The 17747-nt window shown below is 40.1% G+C and carries 22 protein-coding genes and 2 pseudogenes; 17 read left to right on the top strand and 7 right to left on the bottom strand.

The genetic code is table 11. The features are described 5' to 3' along the window. Positions 1-38 precede the first annotated feature (38 nt). Complete coding sequence (locus tag J7Q84_RS13465) at positions 39-341, top strand: YunC family protein (RefSeq protein ID WP_209095183.1); 303 nt, start codon at positions 39-41, stop codon at positions 339-341. A gap of 58 nt (positions 342-399) precedes the next feature. After that, positions 400-1170 (top strand): sporulation protein YunB, encoded by a 771-nt coding sequence (gene yunB / locus J7Q84_RS13460; protein WP_209095093.1) that lies wholly within the window; start codon positions 400-402, stop codon positions 1168-1170. Positions 1171-1187: 17 nt separating this feature from the next. Here the strand turns inward: yunB and J7Q84_RS13455 are convergent, their stop codons facing one another. After that, on the bottom strand, positions 1188-2165 hold the full coding sequence (locus J7Q84_RS13455; protein ID WP_481747556.1) for a M23 family metallopeptidase: 978 nt from the start codon (positions 2163-2165) through the stop codon (positions 1188-1190). A gap of 233 nt (positions 2166-2398) precedes the next feature. Between J7Q84_RS13455 and lipA the strand changes: the two genes are divergently transcribed. Beyond that, complete coding sequence (gene lipA, locus J7Q84_RS13450) at positions 2399-3295, top strand: lipoyl synthase (RefSeq protein WP_209095091.1); 897 nt, start codon at positions 2399-2401, stop codon at positions 3293-3295. A gap of 29 nt (positions 3296-3324) precedes the next feature. Here the strand turns inward: lipA and J7Q84_RS13445 are convergent, their stop codons facing one another. Further along, positions 3325-3954, bottom strand: a complete 630-nt coding sequence (locus tag J7Q84_RS13445; protein WP_247739264.1) for a YhcN/YlaJ family sporulation lipoprotein — start codon at positions 3952-3954, stop codon at positions 3325-3327. Positions 3955-4184: 230 nt separating this feature from the next. On the opposite strand from J7Q84_RS13445, the gene J7Q84_RS13440 reads away from it, so the two are divergent. Continuing rightward, positions 4185-4460: a YutD family protein gene (locus J7Q84_RS13440; RefSeq protein ID WP_209095090.1), complete on the top strand. Its 276-nt coding sequence runs from the start codon at positions 4185-4187 to the stop codon at positions 4458-4460. Between the two features lie 100 nt (positions 4461-4560). On the opposite strand, the gene J7Q84_RS13435 is transcribed toward J7Q84_RS13440, so the two are convergent. After that, positions 4561-4827: a DUF3055 domain-containing protein gene (locus tag J7Q84_RS13435; protein WP_209095089.1), complete on the bottom strand. Its 267-nt coding sequence runs from the start codon at positions 4825-4827 to the stop codon at positions 4561-4563. A gap of 20 nt (positions 4828-4847) precedes the next feature. After that, positions 4848-5819 (bottom strand): class II fructose-bisphosphatase, encoded by a 972-nt coding sequence (gene glpX, locus J7Q84_RS13430; protein ID WP_209095088.1) that lies wholly within the window; start codon positions 5817-5819, stop codon positions 4848-4850. Between the two features lie 158 nt (positions 5820-5977). Between glpX and J7Q84_RS13425 the strand changes: the two genes are divergently transcribed. Further along, positions 5978-6427 (top strand): DUF86 domain-containing protein, encoded by a 450-nt coding sequence (locus J7Q84_RS13425; protein WP_209095087.1) that lies wholly within the window; start codon positions 5978-5980, stop codon positions 6425-6427. A gap of 91 nt (positions 6428-6518) precedes the next feature. On the opposite strand, the gene J7Q84_RS13420 is transcribed toward J7Q84_RS13425, so the two are convergent. Beyond that, positions 6519-7019, bottom strand: coding sequence for a phosphatidylglycerophosphatase A family protein (locus J7Q84_RS13420; RefSeq protein WP_209095086.1), 501 nt, complete (start codon positions 7017-7019; stop codon positions 6519-6521). A gap of 138 nt (positions 7020-7157) precedes the next feature. On the opposite strand from J7Q84_RS13420, the gene yutH reads away from it, so the two are divergent. After that, on the top strand, positions 7158-8162 hold the full coding sequence (gene yutH, locus J7Q84_RS13415) for a spore coat putative kinase YutH (protein WP_209095085.1): 1005 nt from the start codon (positions 7158-7160) through the stop codon (positions 8160-8162). A gap of 61 nt (positions 8163-8223) precedes the next feature. Here yutH and J7Q84_RS13410 read toward each other — a convergent pair. After that, a pseudogene (locus J7Q84_RS13410) lies at positions 8224-8445 on the bottom strand (NifU family protein); the annotation flags it as partial. A gap of 186 nt (positions 8446-8631) precedes the next feature. On the opposite strand from J7Q84_RS13410, the gene J7Q84_RS13405 reads away from it, so the two are divergent. The 3 genes and pseudogenes from J7Q84_RS13405 to J7Q84_RS13400 form a co-directional block, all read left to right on the top strand. Further along, the gene (locus tag J7Q84_RS13405; protein WP_209095083.1) at positions 8632-8934 is read left to right on the top strand and encodes a YuzD family protein; all 303 of its coding nucleotides are present in this window, start codon (positions 8632-8634) and stop codon (positions 8932-8934) included. Positions 8935-9039: 105 nt separating this feature from the next. After that, positions 9040-9168 (top strand): response regulator, encoded by a 129-nt coding sequence (locus tag J7Q84_RS18620; RefSeq protein WP_280635594.1) that lies wholly within the window; start codon positions 9040-9042, stop codon positions 9166-9168. Then, positions 9144-9380, top strand: a pseudogene (locus J7Q84_RS13400) (hemin ABC transporter ATP-binding protein); the annotation flags it as partial. The gene J7Q84_RS18620 and the pseudogene J7Q84_RS13400, both read left to right, overlap by 25 nt. 48 nt (positions 9381-9428) lie before the next feature. Here J7Q84_RS13400 and J7Q84_RS13395 read toward each other — a convergent pair. After that, the gene (locus J7Q84_RS13395) at positions 9429-10493 is read right to left on the bottom strand and encodes an NAD(P)/FAD-dependent oxidoreductase (RefSeq protein ID WP_209095082.1); all 1065 of its coding nucleotides are present in this window, start codon (positions 10491-10493) and stop codon (positions 9429-9431) included. Between the two features lie 219 nt (positions 10494-10712). On the opposite strand from J7Q84_RS13395, the gene J7Q84_RS13390 reads away from it, so the two are divergent. From J7Q84_RS13390 to J7Q84_RS13355, 8 genes are all read left to right on the top strand, one after another. Next, the gene (locus J7Q84_RS13390; RefSeq protein ID WP_348519859.1) at positions 10713-10952 is read left to right on the top strand and encodes a YuzB family protein; all 240 of its coding nucleotides are present in this window, start codon (positions 10713-10715) and stop codon (positions 10950-10952) included. A 203-nt stretch (positions 10953-11155) separates the two neighbouring features. Next, positions 11156-12373 (top strand): NupC/NupG family nucleoside CNT transporter, encoded by a 1218-nt coding sequence (locus tag J7Q84_RS13385; RefSeq protein WP_209095080.1) that lies wholly within the window; start codon positions 11156-11158, stop codon positions 12371-12373. A gap of 133 nt (positions 12374-12506) precedes the next feature. Beyond that, entirely contained in the window at positions 12507-13370 is an 864-nt protein-coding gene (gene dapF, locus J7Q84_RS13380) for a diaminopimelate epimerase (protein WP_209095079.1), read from the top strand. A 57-nt stretch (positions 13371-13427) separates the two neighbouring features. Next, entirely contained in the window at positions 13428-13781 is a 354-nt protein-coding gene (locus J7Q84_RS13375) for a HesB/IscA family protein (RefSeq protein WP_209095078.1), read from the top strand. 167 nt (positions 13782-13948) lie between these two features. After that, the gene (locus J7Q84_RS13370) at positions 13949-14668 is read left to right on the top strand and encodes an ABC transporter ATP-binding protein (protein ID WP_209095077.1); all 720 of its coding nucleotides are present in this window, start codon (positions 13949-13951) and stop codon (positions 14666-14668) included. Continuing rightward, on the top strand, positions 14668-15729 hold the full coding sequence (locus J7Q84_RS13365) for an ABC transporter permease (RefSeq protein WP_209095076.1): 1062 nt from the start codon (positions 14668-14670) through the stop codon (positions 15727-15729). The genes J7Q84_RS13370 and J7Q84_RS13365 overlap by 1 nt, the downstream gene beginning before the upstream one ends. Before the next feature lie 33 nt (positions 15730-15762). Then, on the top strand, positions 15763-16419 hold the full coding sequence (locus J7Q84_RS13360) for a TetR/AcrR family transcriptional regulator (protein ID WP_209095075.1): 657 nt from the start codon (positions 15763-15765) through the stop codon (positions 16417-16419). 228 nt (positions 16420-16647) lie between these two features. Beyond that, positions 16648-17571 carry an MBL fold metallo-hydrolase gene (locus J7Q84_RS13355; RefSeq protein ID WP_481747555.1) on the top strand — a complete coding sequence of 308 codons (924 nt, stop codon included), beginning with the start codon at positions 16648-16650 and terminating at the stop codon, positions 17569-17571. The last annotated feature ends 176 nt before the right edge of the window (positions 17572-17747 follow it).

The raw sequence follows: 17747 nt of genomic DNA, 5'->3' as shown, positions 1-17747 counted from the left end.
TCTCTTCATACAGTATGAGGGAGAGGAGTGTGAAGAAGATGGTAACTTTAGAGCCCATTATGATAGAGAATCACCAATTTACCGCTGTAAGTGTGAAGCTGCCTAAAACAAACCTTCTTGCGGTTATGAGTGAGAAAGGATATATTATGTGCGGGGCGCTTGACGTTGGCTTATTGAATGAAAAGCTGAGCGATCGAGGTATCATCGCAGGCAGGGCAGTCGGTGTGCGGACAATTGAACAGCTTTTGGAAGCACCGTTGGAGTCTGTGACATATGAGGCAGAAAAGCTGGGTATAACGGCTGGTACAATCGGTAAAGAGGCAATGTTAAAAATGATATAAATTTATCCTTTTGTCCCTTCTTCTCGCATAGATATGAATGAGAAGGAGGGATTTTCATATGGGTGGATTTCAACGTAGAAGAAGAGGTCCATTACCTTTTAGACACGTAATGCTTTTGTCCCTGTTTATTTTTTCATTGCTGACTATTCAGGGGCTATGGTTGGTGAATAGAAGCATCGAGCCTACATTGATCACGTATGCCGAAACACAAACAAAGCGTTTAGCAACAGCTATCATCACACAAGCAGTTAACGATAAAGTTGGAGAGGGGTTTAATACAGATAAATTGATAACGATTCAAACAGATAATGATGGGAGCGTTTCTACCATGGACTTCAACACAGAAGTGGTAAATGCTATTGCTACATCTACGACTTCTCATGTTGAAACTTATTTACATATGGCGGAAAAAGGAAAGGCAAAAGAGCTGGGCGTGTACGGGGATCCCAAATTCAACTTAACAAAAAATTTGGATACGGAAGGAATTTTATTTGCTGTTCCTCTCGGACAAGTAACAAAAAATGCCTTGCTTGGAAATCTAGGGCCAAATATTCCGGTCACATTTACAACAATTGGTGATGTAAAGACAAAAGTAAATCATCAAATTGAACAATACGGTATCAACAATGCTCTAGTGAGGATTTTTGTAGAGGTAGAAGTAACATTGCAAGTTATCATCCCGTTTGAAACGAAGCAGACGACAGTAAAAACGAATATTCCTATTGCAACAACTCTTGTACAAGGAAAGGTGCCTAGTTATTATAATGGGGGAGGAAACGGGGCTGCTCCAGCGATTCCGATATTAAAAGAAGATGAAAAGAAAAAATAGGAGCTGATACATCAGCCCTATTTTTTTCTTATTCTCATCAGTTCTTGTTGTTTCCATAAGCGTAAATGAATATATGGGTCAAAAGACCATTCAGTGTAGCCATTATCTTTATATAATCCATAATGCAGATGCGGAGGGAATTTTCCTGCTGTTCCCGGAGGCCCGTAGCCTGAACTGCCGACAAAACCGACAACTGTTCCTGGTTCTACAATTTGTCCGAGCTTAACGTCTTTCGAAAATCCCCCTAGATGTGCATAATAGTGATAGTTATTATGCAAATCGCGAATGCCGATGCGCCAGCCTCCTAAACGATTCCAACCCTTTGTTTCTATAATTCCATAGCAGGTTGCACGTACAGGTACTCCATAACCGGCAAAGATATCTGTTCCTTCATGGGAACGAAGTCCTCCAAAGCTTCGTCGAGCGCCGAATGTACTGCGGTAGCTATGGTTGCTGGAAATCGGGACTGGAAAAGCATTTCCTTCAATATCAATTTTTCCGTAATGTGCATACATTCTAGAAAATCCTGTAATAAGCTCGACGGTTTTTGCTCTTTTATAATGCTCCCAAAGCATAATTTTAATGTGTTCTCGGTTATTGCCATAATGTCCAATGATATTTGCCATTGTATAAAGCAAGTCACGGTCATTATTTTGATCTGCATAGCCATCGTTATCGCCATCTAAACCGATACCGCCAAACAATGCGATTGTGAACGGCTGTTTATCATTTTGATTTGGATTTAGTGAACCGCTCCAAATCTCGGGTTTGAAGTAAATGGAAATGACACCATCTTGTTTTTTCGGAATATCTCGTCGCACACTTCGAACGTTACGCTCGTATTGATCTATGGCTGCAAAATAATGCCATGGGATATGCGAGATAAGTTCTACCTCTTTATAAAGACTCATTCTTTGCTGATAAATTTTCTGTTTATCCACTTCTGCAGATGCAGGCAGCGTCGGCAAGAAAAGATTAATCAATATGAGTATAATGGTTAGTTTTTTCCACACAGGAACTATCTCCTTTCAAGGGCATTCCTATCTATTAGTGTGGGATTTGTGTCTTAATTCATAAGAGAAAATTTATGGGAAAGAAATTTCCTATAATTTACAAGTAGGGAAATTTGAGCATTTCCCTTTGTTTCTATATGGTAAATATGGTACAGTTACATTAAAATGTGAACATGCGACAAGATTTTACTTATTTCGTACGGAGTTGATAATTGATGACAAAACCAACAGAATATATGCGTAAGCCCGAGTGGTTAAAGATTAAACTAAATACGAATGAAACTTATAACGGCTTGAAAAAAATGATGCGCTCAAAAAATCTTCATACAGTGTGTGAAGAAGCAAAATGCCCGAATATCCATGAGTGCTGGGCTGTACGCCGAACAGCTACTTTTATGATTTTAGGTGATATTTGCACACGCGCATGCCGTTTTTGTGCTGTAAAAACAGGTTTACCAACTGAGCTTGATTTACAAGAACCAGAACGTGTAGCCGATTCTGTGGAACAAATGAATTTGAAGCATGTTGTGGTAACTGCCGTAGCACGTGACGATTTAAAGGATGGGGGAGCCGCTGTTTTTGCAGAAACAGTTCGTGCTATTCGCAGCAAGAATCCATTTACGTCTATCGAAGTACTGCCATCTGATATGGGCGGAGTATACGAAAACCTAAAAATGTTAATGGATGCGCGTCCTGATATTTTAAACCATAACATTGAAACGGTTCGCCGTTTATCTGATCGTGTTCGCGCAAGAGCTAAATACGAGCGCTCTTTAGAATTTTTGCGCCGTGCGAAAGAGATGCAGCCGGATATTCCAACAAAGTCCAGCATCATGATTGGACTTGGAGAAACAAAAGAAGAAATTATTGAAGCAATGGACGATTTACGTGCCAATAACGTAGATATTTTAACGCTCGGCCAATACTTGCAGCCATCGAAAAAGCATTTGCCGGTAATCAAGTATTGGTCGCCTGCAGAGTTTGCAGAATTGAAGGAGATCGCATTATCTAAAGGATTTAGTCACTGTGAGGCTGGTCCGCTTGTTCGTTCCTCATATCATGCGGATGAGCAAGTACAATCTGCAAAACAAAACACTGCACAAGCGCAATAGAAAAAAGCAGCTGGTTATCAGCTGCTTTTTTACTTCATAATCGTATCTTGCATAGAATCATTCGGCTGATTATTTAAATGAGGATTTTTGCTCATTTCACGCACAAACATGTCAATGGTTTGATTGTATTCTTTCCCATTCAGTTTGCCGGATTTGAGACCCTCCATTTGTGACATCAGCTTTGTGTTATCGGATACATACACATGAAAGTATCGCGGAACAACGGATAATCCTGTTTTGTATACCTGGTCAGCTACGAGCTTTGGATCAGTTGTATTAGCCCGATAGACAATAAACGCCTCATCATCTGTAACAAGAGTTGCCGCATCCGTAACATCCGGTAGCTTTACGGATAAATCGCTTATAATTTCTGCGAGCGTCACTCGGTTCATTGTCGAGAATTCATCGGTATCACTCATGTTTTGACCAGGTTCCTTTTGCTTGCGAGAATATCCAAGCTTTGTGATTGCATCTGTTTTTCGATCGCCGACCTTTTGCTGCACATATATATTTTTCTTATTTTCATTGGAAAGAAGTACTCGGCTTCCTTCTTCTTGCTGTAAGGATTCTTTCTCTCGCATTTCTGCTGTGCCATATTGCTGACAAGCAGACAGGAGAAGTAAACCGGCTGCGAGAACAGCTATGCTGGTTTTTCTCATTATCGTTCACCTCCAGTAATGTAAAGCATCCTTCAACTAATCATCAGTCGGTGGGAGCTTGCCCTTAGTATTTACCGTTTTTTAGCTTTTACTAGATAGAAATTAAATTGTTGGCGCTTTTTCTTTATGGTACCATTATGGAGACAAGGATTTTAAGTAAATAATGAAGTATATGTATAGAGAAAGTGGAAAAGATGAGGCTGAGTCCAGCGTACAAGGAGAGGTTACAGATGATTTGCATCAACAATACATGCTATGAGCTGATTAGTGAGAACCGTGAGGGTTTTAACGAAGAGGCATTCAAAAGCCGTTATGCCGATATTTTAAATAAATATGATTATATTGTAGGAGATTGGGGCTACAGCCAGTTGCGTTTGCGCGGATTCTTTGAAGACTCTAACCAGCGTTCATCCTACGATACAAAAATCAGTACACTATCTGAGTATTTATACGAATTCTGTAATTTTGGATGTGCTTATTTTGTATTGAAAAAGGTCAAAAAATAGGCGTGCGACAAGAGCACGCCTATTTTTATTATTTGAGAACTGGTGTAAACAAGAGTAAAACTGATGTAATTTTGCGAGCTCCAGACAAGGAATAGTGTCCTTACAATGTTTCATACAAGAAAGAGCGCAGTTCTTCCGCTGCTTTTTCATCGATTCCGTATGCGTATTCTAAATAGCCAGGCTCATCTAAGTCATCTTGACCGATAATGGCAAATTTGTTGCGCTGAACATCCAGTACCAATGCTTTGCCATAGTGACGGTCTGAGTAGACGATGGCTAAGTCATGACGATCATTTTCTCCCATAAAGCTGACAAATCTTGTTTTTGTTGTGACTGTATCATCGTAAAGAAAAAAGCGTTCTGACATATTTGGTTCCTCCTTTAATTTTACAGCTCCATAACTAAATGCGGTTTATGTTCCAAATGGTGATGTGCCTTAATGAAGCGAACGGTTTTTGTTTTGCAGCGCATGACAATGGAGTGTGTTTCCACTAAGTCACCGCCAAGGAATGTGACTCCTTCAAGTAATTCACCAGAGGATACTCCTGTTGCTGCGAAAATAGCATCGTCACCGGCTACTAAATCTTCTAATGTTAATAATTGACGAGGGTCTTTAAGACCCATATGGCGGCAGCGCACTTCTTCTGCTTCATCTTGAGGAAGGAGACGTGCTTGCATTTCTCCCCCTAAGCATTTTAAGGCGGCTGCTGAGATAACACCCTCTGGTGCCCCGCCGATACCGACAAATAAGTCAACACCTGTCGTAGGAAGCGCTGTTGCAATAGAAGCACCTACGTCGCCGTCTCCAAACAGTTTAACGCGTGCGCCTTTTGCACGAACACGATCGATTAAATCTTGATGACGATCTCGTTCTTGAATAATAACCGTTAAATCTTGAATACGTTTATTAGCAGCTTCTGCCACAATTTCAATTGTTTTTTCAATGGGGTCGTCTAAGCTGATTTTACCGGCTGCTTTTGGACCGACCGCAATTTTTTGCATATACATATCTGGTGCATGAAGCAAGGTTCCTTTATCAGCAATAGCAATAACTGACATCGCATTAGCCAAGCCCTTTGCTACAATATTTGTACCTTCGAGCGGGTCGACAGCGATATCTACTTCGGGTCCGTTTCCACTTCCTAATGTTTCTCCTATGTACAACATCGGAGCCTCATCAAGCTCTCCTTCTCCGATGACAACCGTTCCCGTCATATCTACAGAATCAAACATTTTGCGCATGGCAGTTGTTGCCGCATCATCCGCTTCATTTTTTTTACCTCGTCCCATCCATTGTGCGGAAGCAAGTGCTGCTGCTTCTGTTACGCGGACAATTTCTAATGCAAGTTCACGATCCAAAATACATTTCCCCCAATACTGAAATCATACATGTATACTATAACAGACATGCCAGCAAATATAAATTCTTTCTAAATATCGATTTTTTGCCATTAAACAAGTACAATAAGGATGTATATTTTGAAAGGGCTTTAAAAACAGCTGAGGAGATGAACACAATGTATTTTGTAGACCGCAAAAAAATTGAGCAAACGCTCCAATGCTTAGAAGAAGCAGCGGCGGCTTTTTTATCAAATGATGCCTATAAAGGCACACTGGAATTATATGCACTTGAACGAATAGCCCACATTATGATTGATTGCATGTTGGATGTGGGGAATGCGATGATTGACGGCTTTATTATGCGCGACCCGGGGAGCTATGAGGATATTATTGAAATCTTAATAGATGAATCGGTTCTTCCTGCACAAGAGGGAGAACATATAAAAGAAGTGGTGCGTTTACGTAAAATGCTGATGCAGGAATATGTTACTGTAAAGCATGAGGTTGTGTTTGAGACCGTAAATACACACATTGAAACAATCCGCATATATCCGTCTCGTATCCGTCGTTACCTAGAGCAAGAACTTGGACCAGTATCTGCATTTATTCCTGCAGATGAAAAATAAGAAAGTATTAAAATGACGTGCCAAAGCGGCACGTCATTTTATCTTTATGAATAATGAAGCAAATTATCACTGTTGAATCCGTTTTCATTTTTTATTCTGTTTGCGCTGCACGGTGAGCAAGACGACTGGAAGCAGCCGCTGCAATTGCCCCGACAATGTCATCTAAAAAAGTATGAATACGGCCGGAGGACTTATCATTTAAGTCTTTTAAAATGCCCGGTTTCAATTTATCAATATAGCCAAAGTTTGTAAAACCGATGGAACCGTAGACGTTGACAATAGATAAAGCAATTACTTCATCAATGCCATATAGACCTTCATCTTTTTGAATCGTCGTTAACAGAGGTTCTTCTAATAGCCCTTGTTCTGCAAGTACATCAAGTTGTATGCCAGTTACGAGAGCATTTTGCACTTCCCGTTTCGCTAGTACACGTTCTACGTTGTATTTACATTCCTCTATTGTTAAATTAGGATGATATTTTTCTTGTAAAAAAAATACGAGCTGTGCAATATCATCGATTGTCACACCACGTTCCTCTAACCATTGCAACGCTTTAGTCTGCATCTTATTTTTGCCGTTTTTTTGCGTCATAGTATCACCTGTTTTTCTTTTTAATATTGTATACGCCAAAAAGGAGAATTATGTGAAGTGTTTGGACTTACCTAAAAAACTATTAAATTTCAATCAATAATCATATACATAAATTAAAAAATTAGGTGGCGAGTGTTTATGATTCAAGCCCTTTTTGAACAGTATCAACTTCAAGTAAGTGAATTATCCACTCTTGGTCATTATAAAAGTTTTTGGATCAGAAATAAAATATATGTGCTTGTGCCGGTTGGTTCTCTCAAGGAAGAGGAATTAGCTGAAATGAAGCGATTAAGTGATTATATGATTGAGCAGGGGGATTGGTCAGTAGGAACGTTTGTGCCGACTGTCCAAGGATATTATGTAAGCAGCTTGGAAAATGAGGACTATCTCCTGCTGAGGGCGATGCGTCAGCCCGAGGTACAAGAGGCGAATGAAGGAAAAGAGCTTGCTATGTTTCATAAAAGAGGCACCATGTTTCCTGGAGAAATTTCCAGCATAAATCGAATTGGAGAATGGAAATCTCTCTGGGAGCAACGCTTAGATCAGTTGGAGCGCTTTTGGAACGGGAAAGTAATACATCATCCTTCTAATGTATTTGAAACGTTGTTTGTTGATTCGTTTCCATACTTTTTAGGTTTAGCGGAAAACGCAATTCAATATGTAGTAGATACCGAAATTGATGATGAGCCTCAGGTAACGGATGCTGCGACCATCTGTCAGCATCGATTCACACCTGATACGTGGCGTAATTTACGCAAAATTAAGCTTCCTACTGATTGGGTCTATGACCATCCAAGCAGGGATTTAGCGGAGTGGATTCGCGGTGCATATTTGACAAAGCTTCCGAATACAAAGGAACGAATTATGGAGTTTTTATATGAATACGAGCAAGGCAGTCCTTTATCTGCATTTGGATGGCGGCTCCTATACGCTCGCTTAATGTTTCCTCTTCATTATTTTGAAACAATCGAGGGATATTACTTAAGTGGATCAGAACAGCAACGAGAGGCTCATCAAGAGCGTTTGGAGGGCATTGTAGAAGATGCAAAAGAATTTGAAAAGTTTTTAGGGAATTTCTATACCATGATTAAGCTGCCAGTCGAAAAGCTAGGCATACGAGAAATTGACTGGATGAAACGATAAAGGAGACCAATGAATGGTCTCCTTTATTTAATAAAGAATGGACACAGTCCCTTTTTTTCGATTAAAATACTTGCTCAACCTCAATTACGCCTGGAACTTCTTCTAAAAGAGCACGCTCAATACCAGCTTTTAATGTAATAGTAGAACTTGGGCAAGTACCACAAGCACCCATTAAACGTAATTTAACGATACCGTCTTCAATATCCACTAATTCCACATCTCCTCCATCACGAAGAAGGAATGGGCGTAATTTATCTAATACTTCTTGTACTTGTTCTGTCATGTTTTCCATATTAATCGACTCCTTTCCTAATTTTTATTATAATCATTTTATAGGGAAAAATCTATTATAGAGTTTGCATTCATTTATGGAAGCAGTACTATAAAGTATGTTGAGGCCAAAAGAATGGTGAAGTACTGCGCTTGTAGTGTTTGATAAAGCAGCAGAGTTCATACAGGGGGATGAAAAATGGTTAAAATCAGTGTTTATGGTGCAGAGGTTGTTTGTGCAAGCTGTGTGGGGATGCCGTCCTCAATTGAAACGTACGACTGGCTGAAAGCGGCTATTGACAGAAAGTATCCAAATCACTCATTCGAATTCGAATATGTGGATATTTTTAAAACGCATGAGAATGAAGAAAAACGATCATTTTCAAATCGTGTAATTGAAGAAGACTTATTTTATCCGGTTGTTCTTGTCAATGATACAATTGTAGGGGAAGGTAACCCGAGCTTAAAGAATGTATACGAAGAGTTAGAAAAATACTTGTAAAAGACTCTGCCTGATGAGGGCAGGGTTTTTCTTATAGTCATGCTTATGAAGGAGACTGAAAGGAACCCGAATCAACAGAAATAGGATGCAAGGAGTTGTTATATAATGATCCACGTTTTGATTACGGATGATGATTCTCATATCCGCCAATTGCTAAAGCATTATTTGGAGACAGCAGGGTATATTGTCCACGAAGCAGCTGATGGAGCGGAGAGCACCAGCGCGTGGCTATAGCTCGAGCGTTTATGAACAATCCTGAGATTATTCTTGCCTATGAACCGACAGCAAGCCTTGATTCTGAACGAGGGCGTGCAGTAGTGGAAATGCTGGCAGCAGAAGTAAGGGAAAGACAAAAAGCCGCTATTATGGTTACTCATGATGAGAGAATGTTAGATTTATGCGACCGTGTTGTGCTGATAGAGGATGGAAAGCTTTCAGAGCAATGAAAAATACAATAGAAAAAGGAGTGAATTTCTTCACTCCTTTTTTGTGTATTATCCATTATGGAACTTATACATCCAAAGAATACCTGATTTCAACAGGCGAGGTACACGACCGATTAACGCTTGATTAGCTAATAAGCCGAAGCCGTGTTTTTTGCCGAGGGAACCGAGTACACCTTTTAATTTGATGACTGGCATTTCTTCTGGAAGCTCTTCGCCGTTCCAGCGTTTTGTTAAAATTGTTACGATTTGCTCTGCTTGCCCTTCAGCCAGCTGTGCTGATGGAGCGTGCGGAAGGCTTGCACAATCGCCTAGTACATATACATGCTCGTATCCTGGTATATTATGATGCTTCGTTAGAACAACGCGGCCGCTGTTATCTTTTTCTACATCTAATTTTCGAACCACGCTGTTTGCTTGTATACCAGCTGTCCATACGATAGCATCACAGTCAATTGGTTCATGGTGATTGTATAATTTGTTTTTGTCTACTTTGGTGATGTTAGAATTGCGTACAATGATAACATCATGCTCAATAAACCATTTTTCTACGTATTCGCTTAAACGCTCAGGGAACATCGATAAAATACGGTTGCCTCTGTCAAATAACAGGATGTTCAAATCCGGTCGGCTTTCACGCAGTTCGCTTGCCACTTCTACTCCGCTCAATCCAGCGCCCACGATGCCGACTGTGGCATTCGGTGCTAATCCGTTTAATTGTTGATATGCTTGTCTTGATTTCTCAATAGATTGTACACTGTACGTGAATTCTTTCGCACCTGGTACCCCATGATATTTATCTTCACAGCCTAAACCAATAATTAGATCATCATACTGTATGGATTCTCCGCTTGCTAAATGTACCATATTATTATCAATGTCTACGTTTTCAATTACGCCATATTGAAAATTCAGGCGTTCATGCTTTGGAAACGGCATGCGAATATGTGTTTCAGAAATCGTTCCCGCAACTAGCGCATAGTATTCAGTCTTGAAGCAGTGATACGGTACTTTATCAATAAGAGTTATAGTAGTATCTTCACGAAGGTTCGGAAGAATGCGCTGTAAAACTCTCATACCACCATATCCACCGCCAAGGATTACGAGGTGTTTCATGCTGGACTCCCCTTTGCATTCAAAATTTGCCCAAATAGTTATAAAATTATATCTAACTAAAAATTTTTCGACTTTATCAATCAAATTATAACGAATATGTGAACAAATAACAACGCATATCTTAAAATGTTCGTATGCAATATTAGGAAAGAAACGTTGAATTTATTGACGTTTCCCACTAAAAAGATTACAGTAAATGAAGTGGAGGGGGGAAGAAATGTGATTAAGCCGATTGTCGAATTTTGCGTCAGCAACCTGGCAAACGGGTCTCAAAAAGCACGAGAAACACTTGAAAAAGACCCAGATTTAGATATTATTGAATATGGCTGTTTGGGGTATTGTGGTATTTGTTATGAAAGTATGTTTGCACTTGTGAATGGAGAAGCAGTTACTGGTGAAACGCCAGATGAGTTAATCAAAAACATCTATGAATACTTGGAAGAAAATCCAATGTTTTAACATATTGCTGCCAAAGGGCAGCTTTTTTTATTAGCATCTTAATCTTGTCCCTAAAAGTGAATGAGTATCTATTGAAAAGAGAAAATACAAATTTTCAGCACAGTATAAAATTTTATACTGTGTTTTTTAGTAAATAGAAGAAGAATGGGTTATTACTATTTAAGAAGCGATAAATAGTTTTTTAAATTGATGAGGTGAAGAAGATGAATGTTATTTGGGGATTAGGCGGAGTGTTGTTTTTGTTTGCGATAGCTTTTCTCTTTTCGAATAATAAAACATCGATTAGCTATCGGACGGTTCTCGGAGGGCTGGCTATTCAAATCATATTTGCTTTTATCGTATTGAAATGGTCAGTAGGGAGAGCAGCACTTCAAAGTGTCACACAAGGTGTACAAAAGGTTATTGATTATGCTAATGCAGGAATTTCCTTTTTATTTGGCAGCTTGGCAGATCCGAGTCAGCCGACAGGTTTTATTTTTGCGTTTCGAGTGCTTCCTGTATTGATTTTCTTGTCTTCTTTTATTGCGGTACTTTACTATCTTGGTATTATGCAATGGTTCGTCCGGATCATTGGAGGAGCTTTGTCTAAATTACTGAGAACGAGTCAAGCAGAGTCTTTGTCAGCTACAGCAAATATTTTCCTTGGTCAAACAGAAGCACCCCTTGTGATTCGTCCGTATATGGACCGACTAACAAAATCAGAGCTGTTTGCTGTTATGGTAGGAGGGCTTGCCTCCGTATCCGGTTCTACCTTATTTGGCTATGCGGCATTGGGTGTACCGTTGCAATTTTTATTAGCGGCAGCTGTGATGGCAGCGCCTGCAGGCTTAATTATGGCTAAATTATTTTTCCCTGAAACGGAGAAGCCGGAGACAGCAGAAAAAGTGGTGATGGAGCGTGACGAGGATCAGGCCAACGTCCTTGATGCAGCGGCGCGCGGTGCTTCTGACGGATTAATGCTTGCATTGAATGTAGGTGCAATGTTAATTGCTTTTATTGCTATTATTGCTTTGATCAACGGTTTAGTTGGAGGAATTGGAGGACTGTTTGGGTATCCTGATTTGTCATTGCAATTAATCTTAGGGTATATCTTTGCACCACTTGCCTTTGTTATCGGTGTACCGTGGGAAGATGCGGTAACAGCAGGAAGCTTTATCGGACAAAAGCTCATTTTAAATGAATTTGTTGCTTTTTCTGAATTTGCCCCAATTATAGACACTCTATCTCAAAAAACAGGTGCGATAATTACATTTGCGCTATGCGGATTTGCTAATTTCTCCTCCATTGCTATTTTGTTAGGAGGATTAGGAGGGATGGCCCCAAGCCGGCGCGCTGATATTGCAAAATTTGGCTTGCGGGCGGTTGCCGCAGGCACGATGGCAAATTTATTAAGCGCTACAATTGCAGGAATGTTCATTTAAGAGAATACAGAAAAAAGAAAGCCCGTAATAATACGGGCTTTCTTTTTTATAATGAGAAACGGGGGATATTTATATTGTTTTCAAAAACATCTCATTTTATACTTGAAAAAACGAATTTTTTGGAGTGAAGAATATGAGGGAGCTTTCTTATACAAAAATGCATGGACTCGGTAATAACTACATCTATGTGAATATGTTCGAAGAGCATCTGGCAGAGGAACATTTAGCTGAACTGGCACAAAGAGTATCGAATGTATATACAGGAATTGGCTCTGATGGACTGATTTTAATTTGTCCATCTGATTATGCTCCTGTGAAGATGCGTATTTTCAATAAGGATGGTTCCGAAGGGAAAAGCTGTGGCAACGGTCTTCGTTGCGTCGCCAAATATGCATACGAACATAAGCTAGTAGATGAAACAGTATTTCAAATTGATACATTAGCAGGGCTGGTAACCGCAGAAGTTACTGTGGAAAATGGAGTGGTAACGTATGTTGCTGTTGATATGGGACAGCCGCGGCTAGGGCGAAGTGAAATCCCAATGCTTGGTGAAGAAAAAGAGGGATTTATTACAGAAACCGTTGTATTTGAAAAGCAAACCTATGAACTGACTGCTGTTTCCATGGGTAACCCTCATGCGGTTATCTTTGTTGACACTATTGAACAGGCGCCATTAACAACACTTGGACCGGTGTTAGAGAGATATGAGCTGTTTCCTGAGAGTGTAAATGTGGAATTTGTGGAAATTGTAAACGAAGAGGAAATGAAGTTTCGTGTATGGGAGCGCGGTTCCGGCGTCACACAAGCATGTGGAACCGGAGCTTGTGCCGCTGTAGTTGCCGCTATTTTAAACGGAAAAATGCAAAAGGGAACTGATGTGACGGTGCACTTGGCAGGAGGAGATTTATTTATTACCTGGACAGAAGAAGGAACCGTTATTATGAAGGGACCTGCTGAAACGATTTGTACTGGAGTTTTCTACTGGCCGGTTGCTTAAATTGAGTATCAGGCAAAAGAACAGGTATAATAAAAGCAGAAGAAGGGAGTTGGTTTTATGATTAATGTAACAGAGCAAGCTGCTCTTCAAATTAAAGACATGATAGAACAAGCTGGAGAAGGAGAGCAATATGTGCGTCTTGCAGTAAAGGGAGGCGGTTGCAGCGGGCTTTCCTACGGTCTTGGATTTGACAAAGAGGCTGGGGAAAACGACCAAGTGCTTGGTTTTCACGGTGTGAAATTTCTAATTGATAAACAAGATGCCCCTGTATTAGAAGGATTGAAAATTGATTATAAACAATCCATGCTGGGCGGCGGTTTTACCATCGATAATCCGAATGCCATCGCAACATGCGGGTGTGGTTCGAGTTTTAGGACGGCGGCAAATACCGGTACGCCAGAGCAGTGCTAAAAGAGCTTATTTTCTAAGCTCTTTTTTTATTGTGCCAGGTAATTTTTTAGTAAAAACCAATATATAATCAAAGTGAGTAACTACTCACTTTTGTATTTACTTTTACATATATTATCGTATAATTAAAAGTGAGTAATCACTCATTTTTCTCGAAAGGAGAATTATATATGGATTCTGTAATTAAAGTAAAGCAAGTAAGCAAAAGCTTTGGTAAAAAAGAAGTGTTAAGTAATATTGATTTGACGGTGAAACAAGGAGAAATTTACGGGCTGATTGGACCATCCGGGTCAGGAAAAACGACATTGGTTAAAATCATTGTTGGTATGGATAATCCATCTAAAGGAGATGTAGAAGTATTAGGGGATAAAATTCCGAGCTTACAGGCTTTGCCCAAAATTGGATATATGGCACAATCTGATGCGTTATATCCAGAATTGACAGGAGAAGAAAACTTAGTGTTTTTTGCTTCCTTATTCGGCTTGAAAAAAGGAGAACAAAAACAGCGTATTGCTTATGCTGCTGATTTAGTGAATCTTACGTCTGATTTATCAAAAAAGGTGGGGGCGTATTCAGGCGGGATGAAGCGAAGGCTGTCTCTCGCAATCGCGTTAATCCATGATCCGCAGCTGCTCGTATTGGATGAGCCGACAGTAGGAATTGATCCTGAATTGCGACTGTCGATTTGGAATGAGTTATTCCGGCTAAGGACAGCAGGGAAAACCATTTTGGTTACAACACACGTCATGGATGAAGCAGAAAAATGTGACCGCTTGGCAATGGTAAGGGAAGGAAAAGTGTTGACGAGCGGGTCGCCGTTGGAACTGAAGCAGCAGTACGGTATTGGAAGCTTAGAGGAAGTATTCTTGAAAGCGGGAGGGAAGCAGTAATGAGAAGCATCGCGGTAGTTAAACGTATTTTTCAGCAAATGCTGCGTGATAAACGAACACTCGCGTTAATGATGGTGGCGCCGCTAATCATTTTAACGCTTATTCACTTCCTGTTTACGAGTGATCCTAAGAATCCTCGAGTGGGGATTGTAAATGGAGACAGCTCTTTAGTGGAACAACTGAACGAAAACGATTTTACTGTAAAAACGTATGCCCACGTACAAAATGCTGAACAAACAGTGATGGATGATGATTTGGACGCTTTACTTGATATGGAAGGAAATAAAATAAAGCTGACGTTTTCAAATGCTGATCCTTCGAAAACAAAGGCTTTGCAAATGAAACTACAGCAAATTATCGCATCAGAAGCAGCGAAGAAACAAGCGCCTAATGGAAATGCAGGTGTGAACCCTAAATCACCTAGTATTAACACTACTTATGTATACGGAGATCAGGATACGTCCTTTTTTGATGTTTTAGGTCCAATCTTAGTCGGATTCTTTGTCTTTTTCTTCGTGTTTCTTATTTCTGGGATTGCTTTGTTAAGAGAACGTACAACAGGTACGTTAGATCGATTAATGGCGACGCCGATACGAAGACGAGAAATTGTGTATGGCTATTTACTAGGGTACGGTTTATTTGCGGTTATTCAAACAGTCATTGTTGTTCTGTATGCAGTAAATGTGTTGGACATTGTGATTATCGGTTCTGTTTGGAATGTTATTTTAATTAATCTATTGCTGGCGCTGGTTGCGTTGTCACTTGGTATTTTGTTATCTGCATTTGCGAATTCGGAATTTCAAATGATGCAATTCATTCCGATTGTTGTTGTACCGCAAGTGTTTTTCGCGGGCATTCTTCCAGTTGACGGCATGGCTGGCTGGCTGCAAGTCATTGCGAAAATTATGCCGATGTACTACGGTGGAGATGCGCTGCAAAGTGTGATGTACAAAGGGCACGGATTTAGTGATATTAGCGGCGATTTACTTATGTTAGCAGGGTTCGCTCTTCTTTTTATTGTGTTAAATGTGTTTGCATTGAAAAAATATCGTAAAATATAGTTATAGACTATAAATGAAGGTGATGAAAGTACATTGTCAACAAACAGCATGATTCAATTGATGATGGCTCAAGCAAATACCGATAAAAAAATGACTGAAAAACAGAAACAAATTGTAGAAACGGCTATTCAAATGTTTGCTGAAAAAGGCTATACAGCAACTTCTACAAGTGAAATTGCCAAAGCTGCAGGAGTTGCAGAAGGAACAATATTCCGTCACTTTGGCACGAAGGAAAACTTATTACTTTCTGTTATTGCTCCTTTTGTAATGGAATCGGTGCCTGTATTAGCTGATGAGTTTATTCATGATGTGGTGAGTAAGCCATATGAAAGATTTGAAAGTTTTTTAACGGTAATTATCAAAAATCGGTTAGCTTTTTTAGAAGAAAACAAAGCAATCTTTAAAATTTTAATGTCCCAGCTCCTTCATAGAGATGATTTGCGGAGCCAATTTATCCAGGTGTTTGAAACGCGTGGATTAAAGCATATCAATGCTATGTTAGAGCTGGGAAAACAGAGGGGAGAATTAATCGACCTCCCAAATACGGAACTTCTTCGTCAAATAGGAACATCGGTTTTTGGGTACTTTATGGCTAGATTTGTATTCTTTCCAAATGTGAAATGGGATGACCCCTTGGAAGTAGACCGCTTGGTTCGGTTTATTCTTCAGGGCATTGGAAAGCAAACGTAAGAGACGGAGTGGTTTTGACAGTATAGCAGTGAATGAAAAAGTTATAGGAAAGGATACTGCAGCATGTATAGTATCATAACGATTGGTGCTTTGATTATATTGGCCAGTTTTCTTATTTTGAAATATTACCCGGTATTTGGTGCAAAGCCGTCAAGGGAGAAAGTTCATATATTCGAGCAATCTCAAAATTTTCAAGGTAAAACATTTCGCAATCAAATTCCTGCGAAAATGGACACATCCATAAAATCCACAGCTACTATGCTGCGAGATTTTATGAAGGGAAATCCAAATCGAAAGCCAACTCAGCTGATTCCTATGGCTTCTTCTTTTAAAATGAACGATCAAACCTCGGTTACATGGTTTGGACATTCGGCTTTGTTATTGGAAATGGAGGGGAAGGTAATATTGTTAGATCCGATGTTCGGAGACGCCCCGACTCCGTTTCCGATTTTCGGAAATAAACGCTATAGCCGTACGCTGCCTATGGAGGTGGAAGAGCTTCCACAAATCGATGCTGTGATTTTTTCTCATGATCATTATGATCATCTTGATTATGGATCGATTAAGAAGCTGAACGACAAGGTGGGGCATTTTTTTGTTCCCCTTGGCGTGGGCGGCCACTTAGAAAGATGGGGTGTAAATCCGGAAAGAATAAGCGAGCACGACTGGTGGGATGAGGTTGAATTTTTAGGATTGACGCTTGCTTGTACTCCAGCAAGACATTTTTCTGGTCGAAGCTTGTTCGATCGTGATACAACTCTTTGGTGTTCATGGGTTATTAGGGGTCAACAAACAAAAATTTACTTTAGCGGAGATAGCGGATATGGTCCTCATTTTAAACAAATTGGAGAGAAATACGGCCCCTTCGATTTAACGCTAATGGAATGTGGTCAATACGATGAACGATGGTCTGCGATCCATATGATGCCGGAAGAAACGGTACAAGCTCATATTGATGTACAAGGTCAAACGATGATTCCGATTCACTGGTCTGCGTTTTCACTCTCCTTCCACGACTGGACAGACCCAATTGAACGTGTAACCAAAGCAGCTAAAAAACAAAATATTCTCATTTCTACGCCGCGAATTGGAGAACCTGTCCTTATTGGTTCTAGAACGTATCCTGTTTCACCCTGGTGGCGAGAGATATAAAAAGGCCTTCGATGAAACGAAGGCCTTTTTATATCGGCAGAGTCAGGGATATATCGGCAGAGTCAGGGATATATCGGCAGAGTCAGGGATATATCGGCAGAGTCAGGGATATATCGGCAGAGTCAGGGATATATCGGCAGAGTCAGGGATATATCGGCAGAGTCAGGGATATATCG

The sequence above is a fragment of the Bacillus sp. 165 genome, from assembly GCF_017742235.1.
Taxonomy (GTDB): Bacteria; Bacillota; Bacilli; order Bacillales; family Bacillaceae_G; genus JAGHKQ01.
The sequence above is the reverse complement of the archived record's forward strand: the minus strand, read 5'-3'. Positions and strand labels throughout refer to the sequence as shown.

Bases quoted from the DNA above. Each gene is read 5' to 3' on its own strand.
- J7Q84_RS13465 (WP_209095183.1), top strand. From the start codon at position 39: ATGGTAACTTTAGAGCCCATTATGATAGAGAATCACCAATTTACCGCT.
- yunB (WP_209095093.1), top strand. From the start codon at position 400: ATGGGTGGATTTCAACGTAGAAGAAGAGGTCCATTACCTTTTAGACAC.
- lipA (WP_209095091.1), top strand. From the start codon at position 2,399: ATGACAAAACCAACAGAATATATGCGTAAGCCCGAGTGGTTAAAGATT.
- J7Q84_RS13445 (WP_247739264.1), bottom strand. From the start codon at position 3,954: ATGAGAAAAACCAGCATAGCTGTTCTCGCAGCCGGTTTACTTCTCCTG.
- J7Q84_RS13440 (WP_209095090.1), top strand. From the start codon at position 4,185: ATGATTTGCATCAACAATACATGCTATGAGCTGATTAGTGAGAACCGT.
- J7Q84_RS13435 (WP_209095089.1), bottom strand. From the start codon at position 4,827: ATGTCAGAACGCTTTTTTCTTTACGATGATACAGTCACAACAAAAACA.
- J7Q84_RS13425 (WP_209095087.1), top strand. From the start codon at position 5,978: ATGTATTTTGTAGACCGCAAAAAAATTGAGCAAACGCTCCAATGCTTA.
- J7Q84_RS13420 (WP_209095086.1), bottom strand. From the start codon at position 7,019: ATGACGCAAAAAAACGGCAAAAATAAGATGCAGACTAAAGCGTTGCAA.
- yutH (WP_209095085.1), top strand. From the start codon at position 7,158: ATGATTCAAGCCCTTTTTGAACAGTATCAACTTCAAGTAAGTGAATTA.
- J7Q84_RS13405 (WP_209095083.1), top strand. From the start codon at position 8,632: ATGGTTAAAATCAGTGTTTATGGTGCAGAGGTTGTTTGTGCAAGCTGT.
- J7Q84_RS18620 (WP_280635594.1), top strand. From the start codon at position 9,040: ATGATCCACGTTTTGATTACGGATGATGATTCTCATATCCGCCAATTG.
- J7Q84_RS13395 (WP_209095082.1), bottom strand. From the start codon at position 10,493: ATGAAACACCTCGTAATCCTTGGCGGTGGATATGGTGGTATGAGAGTT.
- J7Q84_RS13385 (WP_209095080.1), top strand. From the start codon at position 11,156: ATGAATGTTATTTGGGGATTAGGCGGAGTGTTGTTTTTGTTTGCGATA.
- dapF (WP_209095079.1), top strand. From the start codon at position 12,507: ATGAGGGAGCTTTCTTATACAAAAATGCATGGACTCGGTAATAACTAC.
- J7Q84_RS13375 (WP_209095078.1), top strand. From the start codon at position 13,428: ATGATTAATGTAACAGAGCAAGCTGCTCTTCAAATTAAAGACATGATA.
- J7Q84_RS13370 (WP_209095077.1), top strand. From the start codon at position 13,949: ATGGATTCTGTAATTAAAGTAAAGCAAGTAAGCAAAAGCTTTGGTAAA.
- J7Q84_RS13365 (WP_209095076.1), top strand. From the start codon at position 14,668: ATGAGAAGCATCGCGGTAGTTAAACGTATTTTTCAGCAAATGCTGCGT.
- J7Q84_RS13355 (WP_481747555.1), top strand. From the start codon at position 16,648: ATGGACACATCCATAAAATCCACAGCTACTATGCTGCGAGATTTTATG.